Source organism: Nocardia sp. NPDC003963 (assembly GCF_053605105.1).
In genome coordinates this window covers 1-17,428 of sequence record NZ_JBSGIP010000076.1, presented here as the reverse complement: position 1 = coordinate 17,428, position 17,428 = coordinate 1, and the positions used below count along the sequence as shown (strand labels likewise).

The window sequence follows — 17,428 nt, the reverse complement described above, 5'->3', positions numbered from 1 at the left end:
GGCGTCGACGTCACCGCCGAAGCGGTGAAAGTTCTCGACCGGGTACTGCCCGGGATCGCCGCGGGAGCCGACGCGGCGGCGGGCGCGGCCTCGACGGCAGGCGCCGCGGTCCCGGCCTCGGCAGGCTGGTCTGCGGTTTTACGTTCTTTGGCAGCCTTCGCGCGGGTGCTGCGCTCCGCGGCGGCGGGTCTGCCGGCCTGATTTTCCTTGATGGCGGCGATGAGATCACCCTTGCGCATACCGGAGGTGCCCCGAATTCCGAGTTCCCCTGCCAGTGCGCGCAACTGCGGCAACAACATTCCAGTCAGCCCCGATCCGATGTCGGTGTTTTCGCTCATCTTCGAAGAAATCTGTCCGGAGTCACTTTCGCGGTTGCCCGAGGGTTCGGAGTCGGATGCCACCCCGGGTGTCGCGAGCAGGTCCGTATCTGTCACGGAGATCCTTTCCTTCCCTCGATGGCCGTGTGCTGTGTCGAGGGTTCGTTCCGTAGCCCGATCTCGCTGCCGGACTCGGATTTGTAGCCGTATCGCCTGCCCCTCCGGGACCGGGTGCTTCGCCACCGCTGAAAAAGGTGGAAGAGATCATTCCAGTTGAGCGGCTGCGCGGCACCCCCATGGCATGAGGGCTCGAGCCTGGAGCCTGCTGGAGCGATTGCCCTGATGAAGCACCGGCGTCTGATGCGCGCGATGTACGGACCTGCCCAGGATAGCGGGCGAGTACGACGGTCGGCAAGGCGGACGCGCCTGTCAGCTGATCTGGACGCCTTCGGAGAGCCCCGGCTCGACGACGCGGAGACCGTCCGCGGCGGCCCGTTCGCGCAATTCCTCAGGAAAAACACTGGTCACAAGGGCGAGCACGGTGGGTCCGGCGCCCGATACCGTCGCCGCGATCCCATGGCCCCGCAGGCGCTCGATCCAGGCGGTGGTGAGCGGCAGCGCCGGAGCGCGCTGAGTCTGGTGCAGCCGGTCCGCGGTGGCCGGGAGCAACAGGTCCGGGCGCTGGGTCAACGCGACCACCGACAGCGCGGCCCGGCTCACGTTGAACGCGGCGTCGCGGTGCGGGACCAGATCGGGTAGCAGACCGCGGGTCTGCGCCGTGGAAGATCGCTCCTCGGGAATCAGCACCACCGGACGCAGCGTCGGATGCGGGTCGAGGCGAACGGCCCGGTAGAGGCGCTGGGGCGCGGCGATATCGGTATCCGGGCCGGGCCCGGTCTCGGTCCAGGACACGACGATTCCGCCGAGCACACTGGCGGCCGCGTTATCCGGATGCCCTTCGAATTCGGCCGCGAGTTGCACCAGCCGATCCGAGTCGACGGCCAGGGCCGGATCGAACTGCGCGGCCAGCGCGCAGCCGGCGGCCAGACCGCCGACCGCGGCCGAGGCCGAGGAGCCCAAACCGCGCGAGTGCGGAATCGCGTTCCGGCACACCACGTCCAGGCCGTCGGCCCAGATCCCGGCGGCTTCCAGTCCGCGTTCGATCGCGCGGACCACCAGATGCTGTGGCCCCCAGGGCACCTCGTCGGCGCCTTCGCCCTCAACCTCGATGTTCAGCCCGGATTCGGTGCTGCGTACCTCGATCTCGTCGTAGATGCCCAGCGCCATCCCGAGCGAATCGAAACCGGGGCCCAGGTTCGCGGTGGACGCGGGCACCCGGACCGAAACGGTGAGACCGGCGGGCAGGGTCGGGGATACGAGCCGGCTTTCGCGGGTTTCCACTGTCAGGCCAGCTCGAGTCGGGCGGCCACGGCCACCGGGTCGACCGCGATCGCCTGCACCTCGGGCATACCGAGGAGCGCGGTATCAGGATCCTTGAGACCGTTTCCGGTAACCGTGCAGACCACGGTCTGCCCGGGTTCGAGCCAGCCCTCGCCGTGCGCGGCCAGCACACCGGCGACGCTCGCCGCCGACGCGGGCTCCACGAAAACGCCCTCCTCGGCCGCCACCAGCCGGTAGGCGTGCAGGATCTCCTCATCGGTGGCCGCGCGGAACGCGCCACCGGATTCCTCCTTGGCCGCCACGGCGCCGTTCCAGGAGGCGGGGGCGCCGATCCGGATAGCGGTCGCGATGGTCTCCGGATGACTGACCGGAGCCCCGTTGACCAGCGGCGCGGCCCCGGCGGCCTGGACGCCCAGCATGCGCGGCAACGAATCGGTCACGCCGTCGGCGCGGTATTCGCGGTAGCCCCGCCAGTAGGCGGTGATATTGCCGGCATTGCCCACCGGCAGCGCGTGCACATCGGGTGCCCGGCCGAGCACATCGCAGATCTCGAAGGACGCGGTCTTCTGTCCCTCGATCCGGGCCGGATTGACCGAGTTCACCAGACCGATGGAGGGGAAGTCCGAGGTGACCTTACGGGCCAGTTCCAGACAGTCGTCGAAATTGCCCTCGACCTGGATGACCTTGGCGCCGAGCATCACGGCCTGGGCGAGCTTGCCCATCGCGATCTTGCCCTGCGGGATGAGTACCGCGCAGGTCATCCCCGCACGAGTCGCGTACGCGGCGGCCGAGGCCGAGGTGTTACCGGTGGAGGCGCACAGCACCGCCTGCTGACCCCGGTACTTGGCATCGGTCATGGCCATGGTCATACCGCGGTCCTTGAACGAACCCGTCGGGTTGGCGCCTTCGACCTTGAGGTAGACCTCGCAGCCGGTGAGCTGCGACAGATACGGCGCGGGGACCAGCGGGGTCCCGCCTTCGAACAGGGTGACCGGTTCCCAATCGGCGGCACCCGCGAGCCGGTCGCGGTAGGCCGCGATGAGCCCGGGCCAGCGGGAGTGCACGCCGGCCTGCGGGGCGACGCCGGTGGTGGCTCCGCCCGTCGCCCGGCCCTCGCCCCGCACGGAATCGCTGCGCGATGCTGTGGTCATTCCTCGGTGCCTTCCAATCTCAGGACGCTGGTGACAGATGTGACGGATTCCATATCCGACAGTGCGGCGACGGTCTCCGCGAGAGCCGCCTCGGTCGCGAGGTGGGTCACGACCACCAGTCGGGCCTTGTCGTCGTGACCTTCCTGCCGGACCGTCGAAATGCTCACTCCGTGCTTGGAGAATTCGCCCGCCACCCTCGCCAGCACACCGGGACGGTCCTCGACCTTGAGGTTCACGTGATAGCGGGTGGGTGTATCGCCGATCGGCGCGATCGGAAGCTCAGCATAGACCGATTCGCCGGGAGCGCGGCCCCCGAAGAATTTGTTGCGCGCGGCCATGACCAGGTCGCCCAGTACCGCCGACGCGGTCGGCGCACCGCCGGCGCCCTGCCCGTAGAACATGAGCCGACCGGCGTTCTCGGCTTCCACGACCACCGCGTTGAACGCTCCGGTCACCGCGGCCAGCGGGTGTTTGCGCGGGATGAGCGCCGGATAGACGCGTACCGAGACCCGTTCCTTACCGCCCTGTTCCGGTGTCGGCTCCCCCGATCCCGCCGGCACCCGCTCGCAGATGGCCAGCAGTTTGACGGTGCAGTCCAGCGCGGACGCGGTTTCCAGATCCTCCGAGGTGATCGCGGCGATGCCCTGCCGGTACACATCGGCGGCGGTGACCCGGGTGTGGAAGGCCAGCGAGGCCAGGATGGCGGCTTTCGCGGCGGCGTCGTAACCCTCGACATCGGCGGTCGGATCGGCTTCGGCGTAACCGAGGCGGGTCGCTTCGGCGAGGGTGTCGCCGTAATCGGCGCCGGTCTCGTCCATGGCCGAGAGGATGAAGTTGGTGGTGCCGTTGACGATGCCGACCACCCGGTTCACCCGGTCACCGGACAACGATTGGATCAGCGGGCGCACCACCGGGATGGCCCCGGCGACCGCGGCCTCGAAATACAGGTCGGCGCGGCTGCGTTCCGCGGCGGCGGCCAGTTCACCGGTGTAATCGGCCAGCAGCGCCTTGTTCGCGGTGACCACCGATTTCCCGGCGTTGAGCGCGGCCAGGATGAGCTTGCGGGCCGGATCGATACCGCCGATCACCTCGACGACGAGATCGACATCGGACCGGGACACCAGTTCCTCGGCATCGGTGGTGAGGAGTTCGGCGGGTAGGCCCCGGTCGCGATCGAGACTGCGCACCGCGACGCCGCGCAGGGTCAGCGGCGCGCCGACCCGCGACTGCAGGTCGTCGGCGTGATCGCGCAGGATCCGCACGACCTCACGGCCGACATTGCCCATTCCCAGTACCGCGATACCGATCGGACGGTCCGGACCCCATCGACCCGGTACCACTTCGGACCCCTCGGGCATGCTCTCCCCTTTCGTCGCGTCCATCAGACCTCCAAGCCGAGCAGGTCCTCGACCGTTTCCCGGCGCAGGATCAACCGGGCCGCGCCGTCGCGCACGGCGACGACGGCGGGGCGGGTCAGCATGTTGTACCGGCTCGACATGGAATAGCAGTAGGCACCCGTTCCGGCCACCGCGATCAGGTCCCCCGGGCCGGCATCGGCCGGCATCCAGGTGTCGCGGATGATGATATCGCCGCTCTCACAGTGCTTTCCGACCACACGGGCGACGACCGGCGCAGCCTCCGAACCCCGCGAGACCAGCTGGCAGTGGTAGTCGGCCTGGTAGAGCGCGGGGCGGATATTGTCGCTCATCCCGCCGTCCACGCTCACATAGCGGCGGCGCAGGCCACCGTCGAGCGAGACGTCCTTGACGGTGCCCACCTCGTACAGGGTCACGGTACCGGGGCCGGCGATGGCCCGGCCCGGTTCGACGGCGATCCGCGGGACGGGCAGACCGGCCATTTCGGCCTCCCGGGCGACCAGGACGCGGAGTTTCTCGGCGAACAGATCCAGCGGCGGCGGATTGTCGGAGGGTAGGTAGGAGATACCGAGACCGCCGCCCAGATCGAGCAGCGATATCTGCGCGGTGCGTTCGACCCCGAATTTGTCCACGGCTTCGCGCAGCAGTCCGAGCATCCGGTGCGCGGCGATTTCGAAACCGTCGATCTCGAAGATCTGCGATCCGATATGACTGTGCAAACCGACCAGCCGGAGATTATCGGCCTCGAATACCCGGGCCAGCGCTTCCATGGCGTCGCCGCCGGAAATGGAGAAACCGAATTTCTGGTCCTCGTGCGCGGTGGAGATGTATTCGTGGGTATGCGCCTCCACACCGACGGTGACGCGGACCAGGACGTCCTGCACCACGCCGGCGGCTCCGGCGACGGCCTCGAGCCGCTCGATCTCGATCAGCGAGTCGACCACCACATGCCCGACACCGGCCGTCACTGCGGCTTCCAGCTCGGCCACCGACTTGTTGTTGCCGTGCAGGGCGATACGTTCGGCGGGGAATCCCGCATGCAGCGCCACGGCCAGCTCCCCACCGGAGCACACATCCAGCGAGAGGCCCTCGTCGCGGATCCAGCGGGCGATCTCACCGCACAGAAAAGCCTTGGAGGCGTAATGAACTCGCGAATCCGATCCGAACGCGCGCACCATATCGCGGCACCGGGAGCGGAAATCGTCCTCGTCCACCACGAACAGCGGGGTGCCGAACTGCGCGGCGAGTTCGGTGACCGGCACCCCCGCCAGCCGGACCACCTCATCGGCGCCGCGGTCGGCGTTGCGCGGCCACACCTGCGCGGGCAGATCGATCAGCTGCCGCGGATCGGCCGGGCGTTCCGGCAGGTTCGGAGCGTGCGGTATCTCGGCGTGCCGGGGCCCGGCGGGATGGACACTCATCGGTCTTCCTTCCTCGTCCACTGCCGGAACAGTCGGTCGATACGATTTCGGGGCACGGTCACATGCGCTCCGGGGCGGTGACGCCGAGCAGGGCCAGGCCGTTGGCCAGCACCTGGCGGGTGGCGTTCACCAGCACCAGGCGGGCGGCATTGACCGGCGAGACGGGTTCGTCACCCAGCGGCAGCACCCGCAGGGCTTTGTTGGTCTGGAACGGGTGGTAGGCACCCGCCAGTTCCTCCAGGTAGCGGGCGATGCGATGCGGTTCCCGCAGGGTCGCCGCGCTCGCCACCACTCGGGGGAACTCACCGATGGTGCGGATGAGCGCGCCTTCGAACTCGGAGTCGAGGAGAGCGAAATCGGGTGTCACCGTGTCGTATTCGAATTCGGCGGCATTGCGCGCGATGGACGCGGCGCGGGCGTGGGCGTACTGCACGTAGTACACCGGGTTGACGCTGTCCTGTTTGGCCCACAGGTCGAGATCGATATCGATACTCGAGTTCACCGAGCTGCGCACCAGCGAGTAGCGGGCGGCATCGACACCGATCGCCTCGACGAGGTCGTCGAGCGTGACCACGGTGCCCGCGCGTTTGCTCATCCGCACCGCCACCCCGTCGCGCAGCAGGTTCACCATCTGGCCGATGAGTACCTCGACGCTGTCGGGATCGTCACCGAACGCGGCGGCCGCGGCTTTGAGCCGGCCGATATAGCCGTGATGGTCGGCGCCGAGCATATAGATGCACAGATCGAATCCACGCGACCGCTTATCCTGCAGATAGGCGATATCGCCGGCGATATAGGCGGCGTTTCCGTCGCTCTTGATGACGACCCGGTCCTGGTCGTCACCGTATTCGGAGCTGGCGATCCACCAGGCACCGTCCTTGGAATACAGATCACCGGAGTTCTTCAGGGTTTCCACGGCGCGTTCCACCGCGCCCGAGGCGAACAGCGAACTCTCGTTGAAATACACATCGAAATCGGTACCGAAGTCGTGCAGCGTGTTCTTGATATGCGCGAACATCAGCTCCACGCCCTCGGCGCGGAACAGTTCCAGCCGTTTCGCGGGTTCGAGTTCGGCCGCCCCCGGATGGGCGGCGACGATCCGGTCGGCGATCTCGCCGATATAGGTGCCCGCATACCCGTTCTCCGGAGTCGGCGCGCCGGTGGCGGCCGCGACCAGCGATTCGGCGAACCGGGTGATCTGCCCGCCGTGATCGTTGAAGTAGTACTCGCGGGTGACCTCGGCGCCCTGCGCGGCGAGGACCCGGCCCAGGGCATCGCCCACCGCCGCCCAGCGGGTCCCGCCCAGGTGCACCGGGCCGGTCGGGTTGGCGGAGACGAACTCCAGATTGATCTTGGTACCGGGCAGCGCCGTCCCGGTGCCGTAGGCCGCCCCGGCGGAGTGCACCTGATCGAGTACCGCCCCCTGCGCCGACGCGGCCACCCGGATATTGAGGAAGCCCGGCCCCGCGACCTCCGCGGCTGCCACCGCCTCGGTGCTGCTCAACGCCTCGGCGAGCCAACCGGCCAGATCGCGCGGGTTGGTGCCGGCCTTCTTCGCGACCTTCATCGCTACATTGGTGCTGTAGTCACCGTGCTCCGGATTCCGCGGACGCTCCACATCGACCGAGTCGGGCAGCACCGAGGCATCCAGTCCACGTTCGGCGAGGACCTTCGCCGCGGTGGCGTGAAGGAGATCTGCAAGGTCGGCTGGAGTCACGAGTCTCTATCCTATGGTCCGAGTGGGTGCACGCCGCGAGTGGGCACCGCAGCCAGGCGTACCTCCGCCGACGCTTCGGTCCTTCGCGGACGGCGGACGGGCGCTGCCCGGCTACACCTACTAGGCACTGTTCAACAACGTGGAAAGAGCTGGGACCGGTATGCCGAACAGGACGAGCGCCAAATCGGCGAAGGCCGTCAAGGCGGCGGGCAAAGTCGCGGGGGCCCGCGCGGGCGGCGGAAAGAACAGGGGAAAACCCCCGATCACGCAGCGAATCCCCTGGCTCACCGTCGGCGCGGTGGTGCTGCTGATCGGACTGGTCGCCGCGCTGGCGGTGAACCTGGTGCCCAAATACCAGGAGAAGGCGGCCCTGGAGAAATACACCCCGTCCGAACAGAAGCAGGATCCCTCCGATCAGATCGAGGGTGTGGTCAAGAAGGAGTACCCGGCCGGTCTGCACATCGACGGGACCCAGCGGGTGGCCTACGACCAGACTCCGCCGTTCGGCGGCCCGCACGACGCCTCGTGGGCCAACTGCATGGGCACCGTCTACGACAAGGCGCTGCGCGACGAGAACGCGGTGCACTCGCTGGAGCACGGCGCGGTGTGGATCACCTACAACCCGGACAAGGTCGATCAGTCCGGTATCGACACGCTGAAGAAGAAGGTCGAGGGTGAGCAGTACATGCTCATGTCGCCGCATCCCGGCCAGGAGGCACCTGTCTCGCTGCAGTCGTGGGGCCATCAGCTGACGCTGAACAGCGCCGACGACGAGCGTGTCGGCCAGTTCATCACCGCGCTGCGCCTGAACAACTTCGCCTACCCCGAGGTCGGCGCCGACTGCGCGACTGTCGCCTTCGACACCCAGAACCCGCCGCCCTACGACCCGAGCGCACCGGGCCCCGACGCGGTGCCGATGGACGGTGCCGGCCTGCAGCCCGACCAGGGTGAGCTCGGCGGGATGGGCACCCCCGGTGGCGGTCTGCCCGGTGGGCTGCCGGGCGGTCTGCCCGGTGGTATCCCGGCGATTCCGGGGATGCCCGGCACCCTGCCGGAACAGCAGCAGCAGGCACCCGGAGCCGGGCAGTAATGCCGGACCCGGACAGCTCCGCGGCCGAACCCCGGCCCGCATCCGGTCTGCGCGCCCAGCTGCGTGGTCAGCGCATTCCGCTGTTGATCATCGCCGCGATCGCGCTGCTCGTGGCCGGGTTCGGGGCGGGTGTGCTGCTGTCACCGGACGATTCCGCAGACAGCGCACCCGGCTCGGTCGATATCGGATTCGCGCAGGACATGTCGGCGCATCACACCCAGGCCGTGGAGATGTCCGGGATCGCCCTGCTCGGTTCCGCCGATCCGGCGGTCCAGCGGCTGGCCTACGACATCCTGACCACCCAGCAGAGCCAGATCGGCCGGATGCAGGGCTGGTTGCAGATGTGGGGCGCACCCGCCCGCGGTACGAACGGTTATATGGGCTGGATGCACGAGGAGCAGGGTTCGGACCAGCACGGCAGCCACGACCACGGCTCCGGAATGCACGACACCGGCGCGATGGCGGCGATGCCGGGGATGGCGAGCACCGAGGATATCCAGCGGCTACGCGACGCGCGCGGCGCCGACCTCGATGTGCTGTTCCTGCAGCTCATGCTGCGCCACCACGAGGGTGGGGTGCCGATGCTCGAATACGGTGCCGAACACGCCGAAACCGGTGAGATCCGCATTCTGTCCGGGCAGATGCTGGCCGCGCAGCAGGGTGAAGCGAAGCTCATCACGGATATGCTCACCGCCCGCGGCGGCCGGCCGCTTCCGATGAACTGATCCACCACCACACGTTTTGGCCGCATCGGCGGTGATGCGATACGCTGTGGTCCGCCCGATCGACCGGCTCCCGGTCGGACCGGGTGGATCCCCGCCCTCGTAGCTCAGGGGATAGAGCGTCTGCCTCCGGAGCAGAAGGCCGCAGGTTCGATTCCTGCCGAGGGCACGCATGAGGAAGGCCCCCGACCAGCTGGGTTCTGGTCGGGGGCCTTTCTCGTTCCTCGGTCCCGCCGGTGCGGATGACACGCATCCGCTCGAAGACTTCGCAACGGCTGTCGGAGAGGAGAGATCCGCACCGCTGGTCATGCGGGCCGGGCCGCCGCGGCTAATTGTTCGCGCGCTGGATCGATCGCCGGACGAGACCTCGGATACCGGGGAGCCCGATGGCGCGCAGCATGAGGTCCCCGGCCCAGACGTGCGCCCGGGTGGGTGGGGCGAACCGGCTGATCCCCTTGCGGGCCAATGCCTGTCGCTTGCGGACCTCCGGGCGCAGTGATTCTTCCCAGGCGTCGAGCGCCGCGGGGATATCGGCATCGTGCGCTTCGGCGGCGGCACCGAGACGGTCGGCGCCGTCGAGGGCGAGGGCCGCGCCGTAGCCCGCGAATACGGTCACACACCACGCCGCGTCGCCGAGGAGAACCACCCGGCCGCGGCTCCACCGGTCCATGACGATCTGGCCGACCGAATCGAAGTAGGCATCGGACGGGTCGACGGTGAGCTGCCGGAGAGCATCGGCTATGCCGCCACCGAGGTCACCGAACGCCCGGGTGAGCGCGGACGCGGCGCCACGCGCCGATTCGGCCGCCGAGTCCGGGCTGCGATAGGTGAAGAACGCCGAGGACCGGCCCGGGCCCAGATTCATCACGGCCGCGGTGCGCCGGGGGCCGAGGAACGTAGTACCGATGCCTTCGGGGACATGAGCGGGTGCGGCATCCAGCGGGAAAGCGCCCACCATGTGGTCAAGTTCCACCAGAAAGTCCGCTTCGGGGCCGAAAACGAGTTCACGGACCCGGGAGTGCACGCCGTCGGCACCGATGAGCAGGCCGGCCCGCAGCTGTGTGCCGTCGCTCAGGGCGATCTCGACCGCGTCGGATTCCTGGGTCACCGCCCGCACTGTGGTGCCGAACCGGATATCGGTATCGGCGGCGACCGCTTCGTACAGCGCGGACTCCAGATCGCCGCGGAACATGCTCAGCGCCCGGTTCCCGACAGCGGCCTGCGCGACAGCGGCGGGCACGGTGAACTTCTCCCGCCCGTCGGCGCGGACGAGTACCGAGGTGAAGAAGCCGATATCACGCGGGGTGAGAGCGGGTAACAGGCCGAGTCGCTCGGCGGCGTCGTAGCCCGGCCCGTGCAGGTTCAGCAGATAGCCGCTACTGCGCCGCGCGGGTGCCCGCTCGAGCACGACGACTTCCCAGCCGGCCCGGCGCATCCGCAGCGCCGCGGCCAGCCCGGCGATACCGGCCCCCACCACTACCGCCCGTCGCGCCCCGGGACCGCCGCGCTGCCGCACCGGGTACTCGTAATCGTCCACAACCGCTCCTGGAGATCTGCCACTCGTCCGATACCGTCAACTAATAGTTGACGATATCGCCACCGTCAACCTCGGGTTGACGAAAAGCGGGCCGGGAGTCGGCCGAACCTGATCGCCGGGCGGATACGACCTCCACTGCTTCGTCCACACGACTGCTGGTGTCGACCGGACTGCCGGGGCCCGTGACGGAATCCGGACCGGGCGGCCTCGCCACGAGCGCGATCGTGTCCTGTACCAAACGATTTCGGAATCCGGGCCCGCGCCGATCCCGGCCGGACGACAGATTCCCGACGCACCGGAATATCCGGACGCGCGAATCGGCCACCGGGACAGCCGATTCCCACTACCAGACCGCGCGACGGTCACGACCGCGGACCGAGCTCCCCGGCCACGATCGGCCCTGCTCGCCCACCATGTAAAGCACCGGCCTGGAAGCTCCCCGTCGCTGTTCGCGGCGTACCGGTCAGCGCGGGGTCAATCGGACCACCGGGTATTCGCGATCGGATTTGCGCTGGTACTTGGCGTAGCGCGGCTGGGCGGTCGTGATGTGCTGCCACGCCTGGGCGCGGGCATCACCGCCGAGCCGCTGGGGCGTCACGGGTACGGCGGCACGTCCGTGCAGTTCGACCGCGGCGTCGTCCGGGTTCGCGACCAGATTGGCGTACCAGTCCGGGTTGCGGTCGCCGCCGCCGGAGGCCACCACCAGCCAGGTGTCCGCGCCGTCGGCGAACCAGGTGATCGGAGTTTCGCGGGGCTGCCCGCTGCGGCGGCCCGTGGTGTGCAGGATCATCATGTCCATACCCAGGTATCTGCCGCCTTTCCGGCGGATCCGTGCGGTTGTGCGATCGTTCATCCTGCGCTGGAACCAGAGGGACAGTTTCCGCAGTGGTCCGTCCTCGGCTCCCTGTTCATGATTCCGTGCCATCTGCCTACCTCCAGTCGGTCGTCCGGATCGCGGTGCCCATCGGAACGCAGCACGGGCTACGTGGCCGGTGTAGACGCTAGACCTGGTTCTGTGGCAGGGGCTTCTCGATTCCTGATCGATTCGGACACGTGTCGTCCACGGTCACAGCCGCGCGGGGCGCAGTGCCGCCACCGCGGCGGCGATGTATTCGGTGGCCGACCGGCTCCGCATGATCGCGCGACCCGCGTCGGCCCGGGCGGCGCGCTCGGTGGGGAGCGAGAGGTAGTGCAGACAGGTGGGGACCAGGTTCTCGTAGTCGTCGAAGACGACCGCCGGGGCGAACCGGGACGACTCCTCGATATCGGCACAGTTTTCCGAGACGACGAAAATGCCGTTGGCCAGGAGATAGGAGACGCGGACTATTTCGAACACCCCGGCGTCGTAGTAGTGCGTATTGAGCACGATCTTCGCGCGGGCGTACAGCGCGTCACGCGCGGGACCGTACAGTCCGAAATGCGCCTGGGCCTCGATCCCGAGCCCGCGCATACGCTCGATCGGCGCCCGCCGGTGCTCGTTGAGCGATCCGACGAAGAGGACATCGATATCCCGCTGCGCGGCGGGTGGGATCCGCTCCAGGTCGGGCACATGACCGATGGGTACATGCCGGACGCCCTCGATACCCAGATCCCGGAGGGCGGCGATATTGCGGAGGCTGTAGTCCCACACCGTGTGGCGGCGGAAAAGCGCCAGTAGCTCGCCGGTGATCCACTTCGACTCCGGCGAGACCTGCTCCAGATCGAACAGAATCGCGTCGTCCGGGCGGCCACGGCCACGGGTCAATCCAATGAATTCGCCAGCCGCGCGTGCAGATCCAGCAGCTCCGGGATCTGGGCGGCGGGCCTGCGGCCGAGACCGCATTCGGTGGCGATACCGAATTCGGGGACGAAGCCGGCCGCGGCCTTGATCCGGCGCCGAGCGCCTTCGAAACCGTCGGAGGCGTGCACGAGACCCAGGTAGAGATCAGTTTCCGGAGCGGCCGCCAGGCCGGCGAGCGGGGCGAAATACGCGGCGTCGGTGCGGTCCTTGGGCACCGGTAGATGGATCCAGTTCAGCGGGCGGCCGAGCGCCACGGCCACCCCGGAGGCCACATCGACCAGTTTCGAGGTATCGGCCGGTTCGACGAAATGCCGATGACCGAAATCGCCGTAGCAGAGGTGATACCCCAGCTCCACCCCAGTGGGGACCGCATCACCGAGGCGGGCCAGCCGCGCGATCACCCCGCCCAGTCGGGCGGGATAGTCGTCACCGAACCAGCACGGGAAAACGCCCTCGAACAGTGCGAATTCGACGGCCGCGTCCCATTGGATCGCCAGATCCTCGTGTGGGATCGCCGAGGTGATCTGATCCAGCTCGGCCAGGATCGCGGCCTCGTAGCGGTTTTCCAGTTCTGTCTGGGGGCCGGCCACGAACGCGCCGACCACCGCGATCGGGGTCGGCAGACTGACCTGGAATCGGACGCCCGGCCGGACCAAGCCCTGTTCGCGGAGTTGTTCGAACACCCGCCAGGACTGCCGCGCCGCCTGCGCGTAACCCAGCGGACCGAAATCGATGGCTTCCGGATCGATACCGGGGGCCGGCCGCACCCGTTCGCCCGGTCCGTACTCCGGCGTCGGCGGCGCGGTGACCAGGCCGGGATGCGCCTGCAGCCGGGGCAGTTGCCACACCACCCAGTTGTCACGTTCGCCGGTCTCACCGTCGGGGATGCGGGTGATATGCCCACCCAGCCGGGTGGCGACCTGCGCGAAAACCGCCGCGGCGTCGGAGAGCGGCACGCTGCCACACAGGTGGACACCACGACCGACCATGACACATACCTCCACGTATTCTCCGGTTCCCGCCGGAAGGAGTGTATGAGCGCCGACGCCGTTGCGCGCGCGGAGCACTCGGCCGCCACGGCCGGATGCGCGAGCACCCGGCCGAACCGGGCAACCGGGTGGGGCGTGTCGTAGTGTTCGGGAAAATCCCCCGGGAACGGAGAATATCTTGACTCAGCCACCGGCAGACCCGACCGGGCCGCAGCCGCCCCGCAAACGGCGGACCGGCCTCATCGTCGGCGCGGTTGTGGCCGTACTCGTGGTCGTTGCCGCCATTGCCGCAGTGTCGGTGCTGACCCTGCAGGGGCGCACCCCGCTGTCCTCGGACGACCAGCAGGTCGAGGCCTCGTTGCGCGAGTTCTACAACACCCTCAGCGACGACGGTTTCGCGGCCGCTACACAACTGGCCTGCAAAGCCGATCGCGACGAATTCGACGCCATGTCGGACGCGGAGAAATCCGAGGCCGAGAAGCTCGGCTTCAAAGTCGCGATCGACTCGGTCGACAATATCGTCGTGACCGGCGACCGGGCCAAAGCCGAGATCAAGGGCAAATTCAGCCTGTCGGCGCCCGGCGGCGAGGACGAGCAGATGGACGACAGCTCCGAGGAGAACCTGGTGAAAGAGGACGACGAATGGCGGGTCTGCTCCTCAGGTAGCGAAGCGAAATGAGCCGAGGCGGCCGCCGATGAGCTGCTGCGGCCCGTCGCGCCGTACGGTCCTCGGCGCATTCGGCCTCGCGGCACTGCTTCCCGCCGCCGGACTCTCCGGTGCGGGCCGGGCGGCGGCGTCGCCCGGCCCGGTACGGGCGACCGATCTGGAAGTCGTCACGGTCACCGATACCTCCGCCGTACTCACCTGGACCAGCCGGGATCCCGGCGGCGCGGTCCCGGTGGAGACCCACGGCGAGGTACTGCTCGGTCCCGCCGACAGTCGGCGGCCGCTACGCCCGGTATGGGCTTCCGATGAGGCCACGCCCTTCCACTATGCCCAGATAGATGGGCTCGAACCGGGCCGTGCGTACCGGTTCGAAGCCAGATCGGCCGGCGTGCGCGCGATACCGGCGGCCTCGGTGGCCACGGGTGCACCGGGCACTCCGGAGACCACCGCGTCGTTCACCACCCTGGTCCCGCCACCGGGACGGCTGCTGCGGACCCTGGCGCTCGCCAACGATATCCACTACGGGGAAACCGTCAGTGGTCTGGTGGTCGGCGATCTACCGCCCGGAATACGCCAGGAGCCGGGACTGCCGCCCTATCCGGAGGTCATGTTCGACGCCGTGCTCGATGATCTGCGCCGCCCCGATCGTGGTGCTGACCTGCTGCTCCTGGCCGGGGATCTGACCGCGGAAGCCGAACCCGAGGATATCCGCGCGGTCCGCTCCCGGCTGGACCGCTGGGGTGTCGGCGGACAGGACTATCTCGCCGTCCGGGGCAACCACGACCGGCCACACACCGGCGCCGACTACGCGGACTGCCCCGCCGTACCGGATGCGCCGGACCACCACGATTGCTGGAGTCCGGTGTTCGGACCACGGCAACAGGTGATCGAACACGAACTCGGCGGTCTACGTGTCCTCGGCCTCGACACCAGCGCGCTCGACGGCGCCGGCGGTGTGCTCGACGCGACGCAGTTCGACCGGGTCACCGAACTGCTGCGCGCCGAACCGGACCGTCCCACTGTGGTTTTCGGGCACCATCCAGTAACGGTGGAAGCCGGTCTGACCAATACCGCCGGGCCGGGGTTCGTCCTGGACCGCGACGCCGCCCTGCGTCTGCAGGGTCTGTACACGGACGCACCGGGCGTCTTCCTGCAGCACAGCGGGCATACCCATCGCACCCGCCGGACCCGGCCCGATACCGCGTGCGCGGTCGAATTCCTGGAAGTGGCTGCGATCAAGGAATACCCCGGCGGATACAGCCTGCTGCGTATCTACGAGGGCGGCTACACGGTCAACTTCTACAAGACCCGCACCCCGGATTCACGGCGCTGGAGCACACTGACCCGCAGTGAATACTTCGGTCTGCTCCCCGAATACACACTGGGGACCTTCGCCGATCGCAATCATGTGGTGCTGCGGGACTTCTCGGGACTGAACTGATACGCCGCGATTGCGGTCTCCGCGGGACCGGAGTCGCGAGAACCTCCGGTCCCGCGGACCGAAAGAGCGAGCGGCGGGAATCGAACCCGCGTGAACGGCTTTGCAGTTCTATGGCCAGGAAAGTTGCAGGTCACGGCTTCGTTGGTTGACGTTGGCTCTGTGAGTCGACCTGCGAAAACGGTGGTTTGGAGCGTTGGCGCGATTGGTTGCGGTTGGGTCAACTGCGGACGAAACCCGGACCGATCTGGGAGACAGAGACCTACTGCGCCAACTGGGCACAGCCTCTGCGCTTCTCCGCCTGCCTGGTTCCTTGGCCCCGGCGAAAATACCCGATGAACCTAGGTAAGTAGTCGGCGCTGTATCCTCGCTGCGTTCAGGTTGATCTTCGACCTGGGCGCGACCCTCCTCTCGGCAAATGCGAAGGGAGGTGGTGTAAATGGCGCGGAAGCGTCGGGCGAAGGAGACCCCGACCCGGTTGAACGGTATCGGGGTCGCCATCGTTCTTTCGGAACCGGTGTGCATTGCGATAGCTGCTATCGCCGCATGGCTGTACCTCACCTGATCCGAGCCACCTGATGGTCGGTCACTGTTGGAGCAGTGGCCGACCCTGGGCGCAGTCCGGCGTCTGACTGTTGGAAAGTCGCGAGACTGTAGGACGGACTTTACCGGGTTGACCCGGGGTAGTCACGGTTGGGTATGGGACTGAGTCCTATACCGAAATCGAGCGTTGGACGAGAACTCGGGGCGATTGGCCCTGTTGGGTGGTGGTCTGCGCATACAGGGGCTGGCTTCCCCGCCTGCCCCATAGGGCCTGCCTTTCTCGCGTAGAGGCTCCGCGGTCAAGGGTGGCGATAGCCATCACGTAGTGACGCCGTAGGCGCCCTTGACGGTGGAGGGGCGCGGGAACACAATGCAGGCCACCAGTCAGCAGGGCCACGCGGCCGAAGGTCGCGTAACACCAGCCACTTTGCACCCGACGAGCAGTCATGATTATCGATTGGATCTCTGATTTCTTTCACTGGTGGACGACTGCGCGCGTGGCTTCGGCCGCAGCTGTCGGTGGTGTAGGGATGGCGGCGGTTACTGGCACGACCGCTGTCCGGACGTTGCGTCACAGCAGACGGGCTACTCAACGAACAACACGGCCGATGATGATCGCCTCACTGCAACCGTCTGGCACAAAAGTGGCAGGTCTGACGGTTTCGAACGCTGGTCCGTCTATCGCTCGCAATGTCAGTGTGTCGTTTGACCCTCCCTTGCCGGAGCACGAAAAGACCAGCGAAGGCGAGACAAGCATCCTGCCTTGGATACGTCGGCGGTATTCGAAGCCGATCCCGGCGTGGGCGCCTGGATATACCGCTCGCAACTCCTTCTTGATCGTTGGCGATCAGCGAGACGAGCACGGCAGGGCTGTCAACATTGATGGTATTTCGCGAGATACCGAAATCATCTTCGAGTACCAGGACGACGACGGAAACTGCTACTCCGACCGGTTTTCGCTGGATCCCACGCTCCTTGAGGGTGAGACCTGGTCAGTGAGCAAGCGGATCTCGGGTGGCAAGGAGACCATCCTGCACGATGGATCCCCTTCGCTGGCGAACTGATTCTTCGTACCGGTAGATGCGGCGGAACGCTACCCACCGCTGATCAGAGAGCATTCCGCACCACAGCCGGTTGACCGCGCGGAGAGCCGGCCGATTCGTGGGCGACTGCGGGAGGTAAGCCGGGTACGGCTCTCGTCGTGCCCACACTTCTCGGTTATCGAAAATCAGCCATCTCGGATCGGTGGCTATGGCGCCAGCCGCGCCGCTGTCGGCCG

General features: G+C 67.6%; 15 protein-coding genes and 1 tRNA gene. 6 read left to right on the top strand and 10 right to left on the bottom strand.

All coding sequences use genetic code 11. From position 1 onward, the window contains the following. The 6 genes from ACWEWT_RS37335 to argS form a co-directional block, all read right to left on the bottom strand. Positions 1 to 401 (bottom strand): Rho termination factor N-terminal domain-containing protein (locus ACWEWT_RS37335; RefSeq protein WP_452565624.1); only part of this gene is annotated, 401 nt, incomplete at its 3' end. 345 nt (positions 402 to 746) lie between these two features. Continuing rightward, on the bottom strand, positions 747 to 1,724 hold the full coding sequence (gene thrB / locus ACWEWT_RS37330; RefSeq protein WP_452565627.1) for a homoserine kinase: 978 nt from the start codon (positions 1,722 to 1,724) through the stop codon (positions 747 to 749). After that, complete coding sequence (gene thrC / locus ACWEWT_RS37325; RefSeq protein ID WP_452565626.1) at positions 1,721 to 2,782, bottom strand: threonine synthase; 1,062 nt, start codon at positions 2,780 to 2,782, stop codon at positions 1,721 to 1,723. Before thrC ends, thrB begins: the two co-directional genes overlap by 4 nt. Positions 2,783 to 2,865: 83 nt before the next feature. Continuing rightward, positions 2,866 to 4,227: a homoserine dehydrogenase gene (locus ACWEWT_RS37320; RefSeq protein WP_452565625.1), complete on the bottom strand. Its 1,362-nt coding sequence runs from the start codon at positions 4,225 to 4,227 to the stop codon at positions 2,866 to 2,868. A gap of 23 nt (positions 4,228 to 4,250) precedes the next feature. Next, the gene (gene lysA / locus ACWEWT_RS37315) at positions 4,251 to 5,666 is read right to left on the bottom strand and encodes a diaminopimelate decarboxylase (protein ID WP_452565623.1); all 1,416 of its coding nucleotides are present in this window, start codon (positions 5,664 to 5,666) and stop codon (positions 4,251 to 4,253) included. A 58-nt stretch (positions 5,667 to 5,724) separates the two neighbouring features. Further along, positions 5,725 to 7,383 carry an arginine--tRNA ligase gene (argS, locus tag ACWEWT_RS37310; RefSeq protein WP_452565622.1) on the bottom strand — a complete coding sequence of 553 codons (1,659 nt, stop codon included), beginning with the start codon at positions 7,381 to 7,383 and terminating at the stop codon, positions 5,725 to 5,727. Positions 7,384 to 7,543: 160 nt separating this feature from the next. Between argS and ACWEWT_RS37305 the strand changes: the two genes are divergently transcribed. The 3 genes from ACWEWT_RS37305 to ACWEWT_RS37295 all read left to right on the top strand — a co-directional run bounded on the left by ACWEWT_RS37305 (position 7,544) and on the right by ACWEWT_RS37295 (position 9,364). Next, entirely contained in the window at positions 7,544 to 8,473 is a 930-nt protein-coding gene (locus ACWEWT_RS37305; RefSeq protein ID WP_452565621.1) for a DUF3105 domain-containing protein, read from the top strand. Continuing rightward, entirely contained in the window at positions 8,473 to 9,198 is a 726-nt protein-coding gene (locus ACWEWT_RS37300; RefSeq protein WP_452565620.1) for a DUF305 domain-containing protein, read from the top strand. Before ACWEWT_RS37305 ends, ACWEWT_RS37300 begins: the two co-directional genes overlap by 1 nt. 93 nt (positions 9,199 to 9,291) lie before the next feature. Then, positions 9,292 to 9,364 (top strand) — tRNA-Arg (locus ACWEWT_RS37295). Positions 9,365 to 9,523: 159 nt separating this feature from the next. On the opposite strand, the gene ACWEWT_RS37290 is transcribed toward ACWEWT_RS37295, so the two are convergent. The 4 genes from ACWEWT_RS37290 to ACWEWT_RS37275 form a co-directional block, all read right to left on the bottom strand. Continuing rightward, positions 9,524 to 10,732: an FAD-dependent oxidoreductase gene (locus ACWEWT_RS37290; RefSeq protein ID WP_452565619.1), complete on the bottom strand. Its 1,209-nt coding sequence runs from the start codon at positions 10,730 to 10,732 to the stop codon at positions 9,524 to 9,526. A 463-nt stretch (positions 10,733 to 11,195) separates the two neighbouring features. Beyond that, positions 11,196 to 11,657 (bottom strand): nitroreductase family deazaflavin-dependent oxidoreductase, encoded by a 462-nt coding sequence (locus ACWEWT_RS37285; protein ID WP_452565618.1) that lies wholly within the window; start codon positions 11,655 to 11,657, stop codon positions 11,196 to 11,198. Positions 11,658 to 11,798: 141 nt separating this feature from the next. Further along, positions 11,799 to 12,476 carry a glycosyltransferase family protein gene (locus ACWEWT_RS37280; RefSeq protein WP_452565617.1) on the bottom strand — a complete coding sequence of 226 codons (678 nt, stop codon included), beginning with the start codon at positions 12,474 to 12,476 and terminating at the stop codon, positions 11,799 to 11,801. Further along, the gene (locus tag ACWEWT_RS37275) at positions 12,473 to 13,501 is read right to left on the bottom strand and encodes a hypothetical protein (RefSeq protein WP_452565616.1); all 1,029 of its coding nucleotides are present in this window, start codon (positions 13,499 to 13,501) and stop codon (positions 12,473 to 12,475) included. The genes ACWEWT_RS37280 and ACWEWT_RS37275 overlap by 4 nt, the downstream gene beginning before the upstream one ends. A gap of 178 nt (positions 13,502 to 13,679) precedes the next feature. Here ACWEWT_RS37275 and ACWEWT_RS37270 point away from each other — a divergent pair, with 178 nt between their 5' ends. The 3 genes from ACWEWT_RS37270 to ACWEWT_RS37260 all read left to right on the top strand — a co-directional run bounded on the left by ACWEWT_RS37270 (position 13,680) and on the right by ACWEWT_RS37260 (position 17,213). After that, a complete protein-coding gene (locus ACWEWT_RS37270) occupies positions 13,680 to 14,180 on the top strand; it encodes an Rv0361 family membrane protein (protein ID WP_452565615.1) in 501 nt (166 codons plus the stop codon). A 16-nt stretch (positions 14,181 to 14,196) separates the two neighbouring features. Next, a complete protein-coding gene (locus ACWEWT_RS37265) occupies positions 14,197 to 15,609 on the top strand; it encodes a metallophosphoesterase (protein ID WP_452565614.1) in 1,413 nt (470 codons plus the stop codon). A gap of 986 nt (positions 15,610 to 16,595) precedes the next feature. Further along, on the top strand, positions 16,596 to 17,213 hold the full coding sequence (locus ACWEWT_RS37260; protein ID WP_452565613.1) for a hypothetical protein: 618 nt from the start codon (positions 16,596 to 16,598) through the stop codon (positions 17,211 to 17,213). The last annotated feature ends 215 nt before the right edge of the window (positions 17,214 to 17,428 follow it).

Bases quoted from the DNA above. Each gene is read 5' to 3' on its own strand.
- lysA (WP_452565623.1), bottom strand. From the start codon at position 5,666: ATGAGTGTCCATCCCGCCGGGCCCCGGCACGCCGAGATACCGCACGCT.
- ACWEWT_RS37265 (WP_452565614.1), top strand. From the start codon at position 14,197: ATGAGCTGCTGCGGCCCGTCGCGCCGTACGGTCCTCGGCGCATTCGGC.
- ACWEWT_RS37305 (WP_452565621.1), top strand. From the start codon at position 7,544: ATGCCGAACAGGACGAGCGCCAAATCGGCGAAGGCCGTCAAGGCGGCG.
- ACWEWT_RS37260 (WP_452565613.1), top strand. From the start codon at position 16,596: ATGATTATCGATTGGATCTCTGATTTCTTTCACTGGTGGACGACTGCG.
- ACWEWT_RS37285 (WP_452565618.1), bottom strand. From the start codon at position 11,657: ATGGCACGGAATCATGAACAGGGAGCCGAGGACGGACCACTGCGGAAA.
- ACWEWT_RS37300 (WP_452565620.1), top strand. From the start codon at position 8,473: ATGCCGGACCCGGACAGCTCCGCGGCCGAACCCCGGCCCGCATCCGGT.
- ACWEWT_RS37275 (WP_452565616.1), bottom strand. From the start codon at position 13,501: ATGGTCGGTCGTGGTGTCCACCTGTGTGGCAGCGTGCCGCTCTCCGAC.
- ACWEWT_RS37320 (WP_452565625.1), bottom strand. From the start codon at position 4,227: ATGCCCGAGGGGTCCGAAGTGGTACCGGGTCGATGGGGTCCGGACCGT.